This is a genomic window from Cupriavidus sp. 96C5-1 (genome assembly GCF_057798855.1).
Genome location: NZ_JBYOJU010000043.1, coordinates 80,425 through 89,822 on the forward strand (window position 1 = coordinate 80,425; position 9,398 = coordinate 89,822).

Annotated in this window: 7 protein-coding genes; 6 read left to right on the plus strand and 1 reads right to left on the minus strand. The window is 66.8% G+C overall.

What is annotated here, in order from left to right; all coding sequences use genetic code 11:
- Nucleotides 1-92 precede the first annotated feature (92 nt).
- The gene (locus AC3FOF_RS34540; protein WP_488729154.1) at nt 93-1,817 is read left to right on the plus strand and encodes a methyl-accepting chemotaxis protein; all 1,725 of its coding nucleotides are present in this window, start codon (nt 93-95) and stop codon (nt 1,815-1,817) included.
- Nucleotides 1,818-1,955: 138 nt separating this feature from the next.
- On the plus strand, nt 1,956-3,902 hold the full coding sequence (locus AC3FOF_RS34545) for a putative bifunctional diguanylate cyclase/phosphodiesterase (protein WP_488729155.1): 1,947 nt from the start codon (nt 1,956-1,958) through the stop codon (nt 3,900-3,902).
- 16 nt (nt 3,903-3,918) lie between these two features.
- Here the strand turns inward: AC3FOF_RS34545 and AC3FOF_RS34550 are convergent, their stop codons facing one another.
- Complete coding sequence (locus AC3FOF_RS34550; protein WP_017225417.1) at nt 3,919-4,671, minus strand: hypothetical protein; 753 nt, start codon at nt 4,669-4,671, stop codon at nt 3,919-3,921.
- A 399-nt stretch (nt 4,672-5,070) separates the two neighbouring features.
- Here AC3FOF_RS34550 and AC3FOF_RS34555 point away from each other — a divergent pair, with 399 nt between their 5' ends.
- From AC3FOF_RS34555 to AC3FOF_RS34570, 4 genes are all read left to right on the plus strand, one after another.
- Nucleotides 5,071-5,454, plus strand: a complete 384-nt coding sequence (locus tag AC3FOF_RS34555) for a response regulator (RefSeq protein ID WP_035808299.1) — start codon at nt 5,071-5,073, stop codon at nt 5,452-5,454.
- A gap of 169 nt (nt 5,455-5,623) precedes the next feature.
- A complete protein-coding gene (locus tag AC3FOF_RS34560; RefSeq protein ID WP_017225415.1) occupies nt 5,624-6,100 on the plus strand; it encodes a chemotaxis protein CheW in 477 nt (158 codons plus the stop codon).
- A 43-nt stretch (nt 6,101-6,143) separates the two neighbouring features.
- The gene (locus AC3FOF_RS34565) at nt 6,144-7,796 is read left to right on the plus strand and encodes a methyl-accepting chemotaxis protein (RefSeq protein ID WP_488729156.1); all 1,653 of its coding nucleotides are present in this window, start codon (nt 6,144-6,146) and stop codon (nt 7,794-7,796) included.
- 207 nt (nt 7,797-8,003) lie between these two features.
- A partial coding sequence (locus tag AC3FOF_RS34570; protein WP_488729157.1) for a methyl-accepting chemotaxis protein occupies nt 8,004-9,398 on the plus strand: 1,395 nt, incomplete at its 3' end.

A 9,398-nucleotide genomic window follows, 5' to 3' on the forward strand; every position in this document is an offset into this window, starting at 1 on the left:
GTTATCTGCCCTGAGCGGGTCGCTGGGGGTGTCGATCCGCCGGGCCGGGGCTGGCAATGGCTCCGCGCGTTCCTCACTGTATCGGGTGCTTCATGTCTTTCCATAACAATATCCAGATCAAAACCTTGTTACGCGGCGCCATGGCAATGTTGTCGCTGCTTCTGATACTGGTCGGCGCCGCCGGCCTGCTCGGTATCTCGCGCAGCAACGATGCGCTCCGGGAAACCTATGGCAACCAGCTTGCCTCGGCGCAGGCGCTCAGCGAATCCATGCTTGGCACGACCCGCATGCGCCTGGCGCTGGACCGGGGCGTGATGCCGGGCGACAGCGCCGGCGCCAAGGCGATCGTGGACCGTTCGATGGTCTTCGTCGACAGCGCCGAGGCGGCCTGGAAGCGTTATATGGCGCTGCCGCAGGACGACGAAGAGAAGGCGCTCGCCACCGAACTCGACCGCCGGCGCAAGGATTTCATGGAGCAGGGCGTCCAGCCGTTGCAGAAGGCGCTGCTGGAGGGGAATGCGGAACAAGCGCTGGCGATCGCCAAGACAAAGATGCCGGAACTGCAGGTCAACATGACTTCTGCGTACGATAACCTGCAGAAGTTCCAGTTCCGTACCGGCGAGGCCAACTTCAATGACGCGCAGAGCCACTTTCAACTGGTGCGCGTGCTCTCCTTCGCGCTGATCGGGGTCGGGATGCTGGTGGCCGTGCTGTGCACCGTCACGCTGCATCGCGCCATTGTGCGGCCGGTGGAAGAGGCGCTGAAGGTGTTCGAACGCATCGCCGCGGGGGACCTGACCTCGCGCATTACCAATGTTTCCCGCAACGAGATCGGCCGCATGATGCAGGCGCTGGTTGCGATGCAGGACAGCCTGTCGAATATCGTCGCCCAGGTGCGCGGCGGCACCGATTCGATCGCCTCGGCCACGCAGCAGATTGCCACCGGCAACCTTGACCTCTCCCAGCGCACCGAAGAGCAGGCCTCATCGCTGGAACAGACGGCGGCCAGCATGGAAGAGCTGACGTCGGCGGTGCGGCAGAACGCCGACAACGCCCGCCAGGCCGGCGTGCTGGCGACCGATGCCTCGCAGATCGCGCTCAAGGGCGGCGACGTGGTCGGCCGCGTGGTCGACACCATGAACGAGATCAATGGCTCTTCGCGCAAGGTGGTGGAGATCATCGGCGTGATCGAGGGCATTGCCTTCCAGACCAATATCCTGGCGCTGAACGCCGCGGTAGAGGCCGCCCGGGCAGGCGAACAGGGCCGCGGTTTCGCCGTGGTGGCCGGCGAGGTGCGTACCCTTGCGCAGCGCTCGGCGGCCGCCGCGAAGGAAATCGAGGCGCTGATCAGCGAATCCGGCCAGCGTGTCGAAAGCGGTACCAGGCTGGTGGCCGAAGCCGGCCAGACCATGGGCGAGATCGTCGGCGCGGTCAAGCGTGTCACCGATATCATGAATGAAATCAGCGCGGCCACGCAGGAGCAGACCAGCGGCATCGAGCAGGTCAACCAGGCGGTGGCGCAGATGGACCAGGTCACGCAGCAGAATGCCGCACTGGTGGAGGAAGCCGCGGCCGCGGCTGGCGCGCTGGAAGAGCAGGCGCAGAAGCTCAACGGCGTCGTGTCCGTGTTCCGCTTGTCCGGCAGCCAGGCGGCGGCCGCGCCGGCATCGGCAGCGCGCCCGCCCGTGGCAGCCCTGGCCAAGGGCAAGCCGGCCATGCCGGCGCGCCAGCGCACGCCGGTGCAGCGCCAGGCCAGTCCCGCCCGTCCGGCCCTGGCGGCAGCCAGCACCGGCACCGACGACTGGAGCGCGTTCTGAACCATGGCGGACGACTTGGCACTGTTTCCATTACCAGGGAAGCGCGCGTGATGCGATGATGCGGGTTTCGTTTCGCGCCCGCATCGCCTGGATCGTCGCGCCACCGCCCCCAATTTTTTGCGCAGCTTCCTTATTGACATGAGTGCTAGCCTTCTGCTGCTCGCTGCCCTGTCCGGCCTCGCGGTCGGACTCGGGATACGTGCAGCCAAGCCGGATCGGAAGCTGGCGCGCGGACCCGGCCGGACCCTGCAGTGGGCGGTCTGGCTGCTCTCGCCTGCCTCCGTGGGCCTGCCGCTTTGGGTTGTCCTGGGCTCCGGCAGCCTGCATGTCACGCACGACCTCTCGCGGACCGTGGCTGCGCTTGCATTGACAGCCACCCTCACTTTGGCCCTGCCCTGGCTGCGGCGCCACGTGCCGCTGCAGCGCGGCACCGCCCTGGTGGCGGTGCTGGCCGGCGCTGGCGTGGTGGTGGTGGCCGGCGCGCGCCTTGGCACGCTCTGCAGCGATGCCGCGCGCCCGTCCGCGCTATGCGTGGAGCCTGGCAGTCTCATGCTGCCGGCCTGGCTGGCGATCGGTGCGCTGGTCGTGCTGCCGCTGGCGCTGCTCTGGCTGCGCAGCGTCAACCGGCACGGTTGGCAACTGGCCAGCAGGCCAGGCCTCGGTGCTGGCGAAGCCGATTCGCTGGATGCATTACTCGACGAGCCCCCGCCGCTGCCGGCCGGTGCACCGCAGCCGGTGCGGCGCCGTGGCCGGATCCCGGGGCGCCTGACCGTACGTCCCACCGCGCGCGGGCATGACACGGTCGGAGAGTACAGCGTCAGCACCGACCTGCCGGACCGCAGCGCTTTTGCGCGCTGGCTCGACCAGTCGATTTCGCAGGCGCGCCTGGCCGAGACCGGCTGTGCCGTGCTACTGGTGCACATTGCCGACTTTCGCGAGGTCGACGAAGTGTTCGAGGTGCGTGCCGACGATATCCTCGCGCAGGATGCGGGGGCGCTGGCGCAGGCCGCGCTGGAGCCGCACGATTTCCTCGCGCGCCTGGCCCGCGACGAATTCGCCGTCGGCGTGCCCGAGCTGCTGCAGCACAATCGTGCCCACGAGCTGGGCGCGCGCTTGCTGGGTTCGCTTGCCGAGTTCGTGTCGGCGCGCGGGTTGCAGATGCAGATCGGGGTGAATATCGGCATCGCCATCTACCCGCGCGATGCGCAGACCTCCGAGACGCTGATGCAGGCGGCGCGTGTCAGCCTGAGCGAAGCGCGCGAGAGTGGCTCCAACCAGGTGCGCGTATTCAATTCCGCCGCGGGCGAGCGTGCGCGGCGCATGCGGGTGATCCGCCGGGATCTCTGGCAGGCTATCCAGGACGACGTCCTTTCGCTGCAATACCAGCCGAAATTCGATGTGGGCCAGCGCACCGTGGTCGGCGCCGAAGCGCTATGCCGCTGGCGCCATCCCACGCTGGGCCAGGTCAATCCCGCCGAGTTCATCACGGTGGCGGAGCAATCCGGCCAGATCGACAAGCTCGATGATTGGGTGATCGCCACGGTATGCCGGCAGATACGGCAGTGGCAGGATGCGGGCATCCCGGGGGTGCCGGTGGCCATCAATGTCTCCGGCCTGCGCTTTGCCAGCCGGGACTTCCCGCAATATCTGCTCGAACAGATCCACCAGCACGATATCCCGCCGTCGGCCGTCACGCTCGAGATCACCGAGACCGCGGCGATGAAGGACATCGCGCAATCCCTCGAGACGCTGGTCGAGCTGCAGGCGCTCGGCATCCATGTGGCGCTGGACGACTTCGGCAGCGGATACTCCAGCCTGGGCTATCTCAAGCGCTTGCGCGTGGGTACGCTGAAGATCGACCGCACCCTGATCGGCGGGCTGGATGTCGACGCCCAGGGCCGCGCCATCGTCGGCTCGATGGTGGCGCTGGCGCACGAGTTGCGCATGCGCGTGGTGGCGGAAGGGGTGGAGTCGAACTCGCAGCTCGATATCCTCGCCGCCATGGGCTGCGACGAGGTGCAGGGCTACTTGCTGTCCCATCCGCTGGACCCGGCCACCTTCGCCGAACTGTTGCCCAGCGCCTGAGCGTGCCGCGCGGCGGCTACCGTTTCGGCGTGAATGGCTCGGGCAGGGTGCCGCCTGGGGGAAACAGCGCCAGGAGCCGGGTGAAGCGGCCGTTCTCGGGTACCAGCAGGGAAAACCGGGTCTCGCAATAGTGGCCGGTCACCGCGCCCAGGCGCCGCAGTTGCTGGCTGCAGTTCACCAGCGAAGGCAAGCCGCGCGGCAGGTAGATGCTGGCCAGCAGGGCCTCCGGCTCAATGCGCGTGCGGCCGTGGAAGCGCGCCAGGTGTATCAGCAGTTCATCCGACATGCTGGCTTCGCTGGTGGTATCCAGGTGCAGCACGAGGCCGATCGCGTCGCGCCCGACCAGCGCCTGCACATCTTTCCAGGCCAGCGGCATGGGGCCGTCTTCCAGCACCGGGGCGAACAGTACCGAGGCCAGCAACTGCAAGGTCCATGGCAGTGCCTCGGCGGTGGTCGGCACGATCGGTCCGCAGCCGGGGGCGGCATGAACGGGGCCATCGACCAGCAATGTGATGAGGAGCCGCTCCGGGTGTCGCAGTGAGCGAAGACGCTGCGCCATGGTGGCGGTGAGCTGGCGCTCGACCACCACCACCTGGGCATCGGGAGGATGCCGCGGGCGCCGTGACACCCAGTGCAGCCGCCCGCTGAAATCGGGTAGCGGTGCGAGCAGGGCGTCCGGCGCACCCTGGACGAACACGGTGAGCTTGTCGGTCTGGCGCGGATGTGCGTCTCCGCGTTTGTTCCACGGCGGGCCTGGCAAATTCGACATGATGACGTTCCGATGGAGTTGCAGCGCCCTTGCCGCGGGCAGCGCAGGCCTTCGCCACAGGCCGCAGGCGCGTCGCCCGGTTCGCGGCAACGGCGTAGTATGCCGACCCGCCGCGGCCCGATGCACCCCATGCTTGGGGGGTAAAAAATCCAGTCGACAGATGCAAACGTACTACGGATTCGGTGGGCACTGCCGATATGCCCCATAGGGGCGTTGTTTGCACCGGCTGTGCCAGTTCTCGCGGCCGCCCGCCCCCAGCCTCGCCTATGGCGCGGGAGCGCAGGGCGGTCCCAGGGCCTGCCCGGCCTGCGCCGCCATAGCGGGAGAGAAACGAATATCGGTCCACCGGGCCAGATCCAGGTCCTGTGGACTCACCATCGTGCCGTCACCGGAGCCGCTATGTCATTGCCTCATATTCTAGTCGTCGACGATTCTCCCTCCTTGCGCCGCATGATCAGCGCTTGCCTGCGCGCAGGTGGCTACGTCGTGTCCGAAGCCGCCGACGGCGACGAGGCGCTGGAGCTGGCCCGGGATGCCCGTTTCGGCATGCTGGTGACCGACCAGGTGATGCCGGGTACCGATGGCCTGACCCTGATTCGCACGCTGAGGCAGACCGATGCCTACGAGGCCATCCCCATGCTGATGCTGACCACCGAGGCCGACGGCCAGGTGCGCGAGCAGGCTCGCGTAGCCGGTGCTTCCGGCTTCCTGGCCAAGCCTTTCGACCCGGACCAGTTGATGGCCGCCGTGGCAGCCCTGCTGGACCCCTCCAAGGTGGGGTGAATGCACTGTCATTGTTACCCTTCAGGCACGTCCAGAACTGCCGTTAAGAAGTAGACGATATTCGTGCCTCGGCGCAGGCTGAGTCTCGGTCAGGCTGCCCGCAAGCGGGCTGGCCGGCTGTGGCTTTGGCAGCGCCCGATGGCCGGTCATGGCAAGCGGGAGCTAGCAAATGAAAGCCGGGAACAAGACAGAGGGCGCGGGCGAGGAGTTTCTCGCGTTCAGGCTGGGCGGAGAGGAATACGGCGTCGACATCCTCAAGGTGCAGGAGATCCGTGGTTATGAAAACGTCACGCAGATCGCCAACGCGCCGGCCTATCTCAAGGGCGTGATCAACCTGCGCGGAATCATCGTGCCGATCATCGACCTGCGCATCAAGTTTCGCCAGGACAAGATCAACTACGACCAGTACACCGTCGTGATCATCGCCGAACTGCAAGAGCGCACCACCGGTATCGTGGTCGATGGCGTGTCCGACGTCCTGACGCTGGCCAAGGGCCAGATTCGCCAGGCGCCCCAGCTTTCCGGCGACACCGACTATATCCGCGGCATCGGCTCGGTCGAAGACCGCATGCTGATCCTCGTCGATATCGAGAAACTGCTAGACACCGAAGAGCTCGCTGCACTCGAGGCAGCCGCGGCTGCCTGAGGCAGCCGCATTCCGCAGAGCCCGATTCACGCAGCCCCCATTCATGCGAAACAATCAACCCGTTACCTCTCAAGAGTACAAGCTCTCCGCAGACGACTACCTGATCTCCCGGACCGACCTGAAAGGCCGTATCACCTTCGCCAACCGCGCCTTTATCGAGGCAAGCGGCTTCGCGGCCGAGGAATTGCTCGGTGCCGCGCATAACCTGGTGCGGCACCCCGATATGCCGCCGGAGGCGTTCGCCGACCTCTGGCAGACCATCCAGGCCGGGCGCTCGTGGGTAGGCATTGTCAAGAACCGCCGCAGGAACGGCGATTTTTACTGGGTTAGCGCCACCGTGACGCCAACCGTCGTCGATGGCCAACTGGTGGGCTATACCTCGGTGCGCGCGATGGCGCAGCGCGACCAGGTCGAAGCGGCCAGCGCGGCTTATGCGCGGCTGCGCGAAGGCAATGGCCACGGCCTGTGCGTGCGCGACGGCGCCGTGGTGCGGCGCGGCCTGGCGGGTCTGCCCGCACGCTTGTGCAAGACCACGCTGAAGGGCCGCATCCTGTTGTCGCAGACCGCAGGCCTGTTCTGGTTCCTCGCTGCCCTGCTGGCCTTCGAGACGGTGGCCGGCAGCTCAGCCGCAGGCCCGTTGCGGCCCTGGCTGTGGGGCGGCTTCGCGCTGGCGGTGGCGTCGTCCTTTTTCGCTGGCACGCTGCTGCTGGCCCGCGTGAACCGGCCAGTGCAGGACATGCTCGATTTCGCGCTGCGCATGGGCGCTGGCGATCTCACTACGCGCCTTGAATATCGCGCCGGCGACGAGGTCGGCGCGCTGGCGCGGGCCATGCGCACCATGCAGCGCAGCCTGCTGTCGGTGGTTGGCGAAATCCAGGAAGGCATGTCGAGCATCTCCACCGCGACGCGCCAGGTTGCCGCAGGCAACAGCGACCTGTCGCAGCGCACCGAGCAGCAGGCGGCGTCGCTGGAAGAAACCGCATCGAGCATGGAAGAGCTGACGAGCACGGTGCGCCAGAACGCGGACAACGCGCGCCAGGCCAGCGGCCTGGCGGCCAACGCATCGGAGACCGCGGTCAAGGGCGGCGAAGTGGTGGGGCGCGTGGTGCAGACCATGGACGAGATCAACGGGGCATCGAAGAAGATCGTCGACATTATCGGCGTGATCGAAGGGATTGCGTTCCAGACCAATATCCTGGCGCTGAACGCGGCGGTGGAAGCCGCGCGTGCGGGCGAGCAGGGCCGGGGCTTTGCGGTGGTGGCCGGCGAGGTGCGCGGCCTGGCACAGCGCAGCGCGAACGCGGCCAAGGAAATCAAGGGCCTGATCGGCGATACGGTGGCGCGGGTGGACAACGGCTCGGCGCTGGTGGGGCAGGCCGGGCAGACCATGGGCGAGATCGTGCAGGCGGTCAAGCGCGTGACCGACATCATGGGCGAGATCAGCTCGGCATCCGCCGAGCAGAGTTCCGGCATCGAGCAGGTGAACCGCGCGGTGGCCCAGATGGACGAGGTGACGCAGCAGAACGCGGCGCTGGTGGAGCAGGCCGCCGCCGCGGCCGGTTCGCTGGAAGACCAGACATCGCGGCTGCGCGATGCGGTCGCCACCTTCCGGGTCAGCCTGCGGCCGGAGCCGCGGCCGGCGCGGACCGGTCAGGAAGCCGCCAGGCGGGACGCGGCGCAGATGGCGCAAGCCTGAGGCATCGGGGCCAATGCACTGCTTGCAGCATGAAGTCGAAGCACGAGGTTGAAGCACGAGGTTGAAATGCCCGGCTGAAGCACCTGGCCGGAAACGCTCTTACAAAAAAAAGAAGAAGCAGCGCCTGTCGTCCACAACACCGGCATCCGGCCGGCATGGACAGTCGGGGCGCGTGGTCAAGTCATCCAGAAAAAAGAGGTAGTCTGCATGCAATGGTTCAATCAGCTGCGCGTCACGACCAAGCTGGTCGCTGGCTTTCTGGTCGTGTCGCTTATCGGCGCGGTGATGGGTCTGCTCGGCGTCGTCAATATGGGGCGCATGGCTGACTGGACCGGCAAGATCTATCACGGGGATCTGCAGGCGCTCAAGGGCGTGCAAGGCAGCAACATCGACCTGCTCTATGCCAGCCGCGCGCAGATCGCGCTGCTATCGGCATCGACCATGGGCGAGCGCGCCGGCGAGAAGGAGCAGATCGAGAAATCGCTTAACTCGCTGGAGGAGCGCATGAAGGGGGCGCGCCTGGCCTTCACCCAGGCGGAAGGCCAGGCCTTGGTCAAGCAACTGGATACGCTGCTGCCGGCCTACCGGGATCGCATGGCCAAGTATGTGGCGCTGGTTGGCAAGCAGCCGCTCGATACCTCCCAGTTCGAGAGCCAGGTCTTTGCCGAGAGCACCGACCTGATCAAGGACAGCCGCGCGCTCGAGGATGTGATGGCCAAGATGGTCAAGCGCCGCGACGACCGTGCGCTGGCGAACATGGAGGAGGCGCGCGGCGTCTATGAAGCATCGCGCTTGTGGATGCTGGGTCTCGTGCTGGGCGGCCTGGCGGTTTCCGTGCTGCTGGGCCTGTTCCAGGCCCGAACGCTGTCGCGCCAGCTGGGTGGCGAGCCGGCCTATGCCGCGGCCATCGCCGCGCGTATCGCCGAAGGCGATTTCTCCAGCGAAGTGAAACTGCGCGCTGGCGACAAGGACAGCCTGCTGCATGCCATGCGGCAGATGCAGCAACAACTGTCGGCTACGGTGCGGGACTTCAAGGACTCGGCCGAATCGATTGCATCCGCTTCGCGCGAAATTGCCGCAGGCAACAGCGACCTGTCGCAGCGTACCGAGCAGCAGGCGGCGTCGCTGGAAGAAACCGCATCGAGCATGGAAGAGCTGACGAGCACGGTGCGCCAGAACGCGGACAACGCGCGCCAGGCCAGCGGCCTGGCGGCCAACGCATCGGAGACCGCGGTCAAGGGCGGCGAAGTGGTGGGGCGCGTGGTGCAGACCATGGACGAGATCAACGGGGCATCGAAGAAGATCGTCGACATTATCGGCGTGATCGAAGGGATTGCGTTCCAGACCAATATCCTGGCGCTGAACGCGGCGGTGGAAGCCGCGCGTGCGGGCGAGCAGGGCCGGGGCTTTGCGGTGGTGGCCGGCGAGGTGCGCGGCCTGGCACAGCGCAGCGCGAACGCGGCCAAGGAAATCAAGGGCCTGATCGGCGATACGGTGGCGCGGGTGGACAACGGCTCGGCGCTGGTGGGTCAGGCCGGGCAGACCATGGGCGAGATCGTGCAGGCGGTCAAGCGCGTGACCGACATCATGGGCGAGATCAGC

Bases quoted from the DNA above. Each gene is read 5' to 3' on its own strand.
- AC3FOF_RS34540 (WP_488729154.1), top strand. From the start codon at position 93: ATGTCTTTCCATAACAATATCCAGATCAAAACCTTGTTACGCGGCGCC.
- AC3FOF_RS34545 (WP_488729155.1), top strand. From the start codon at position 1,956: ATGAGTGCTAGCCTTCTGCTGCTCGCTGCCCTGTCCGGCCTCGCGGTC.
- AC3FOF_RS34550 (WP_017225417.1), bottom strand. From the start codon at position 4,671: ATGTCGAATTTGCCAGGCCCGCCGTGGAACAAACGCGGAGACGCACAT.
- AC3FOF_RS34555 (WP_035808299.1), top strand. From the start codon at position 5,071: ATGTCATTGCCTCATATTCTAGTCGTCGACGATTCTCCCTCCTTGCGC.
- AC3FOF_RS34560 (WP_017225415.1), top strand. From the start codon at position 5,624: ATGAAAGCCGGGAACAAGACAGAGGGCGCGGGCGAGGAGTTTCTCGCG.
- AC3FOF_RS34565 (WP_488729156.1), top strand. From the start codon at position 6,144: ATGCGAAACAATCAACCCGTTACCTCTCAAGAGTACAAGCTCTCCGCA.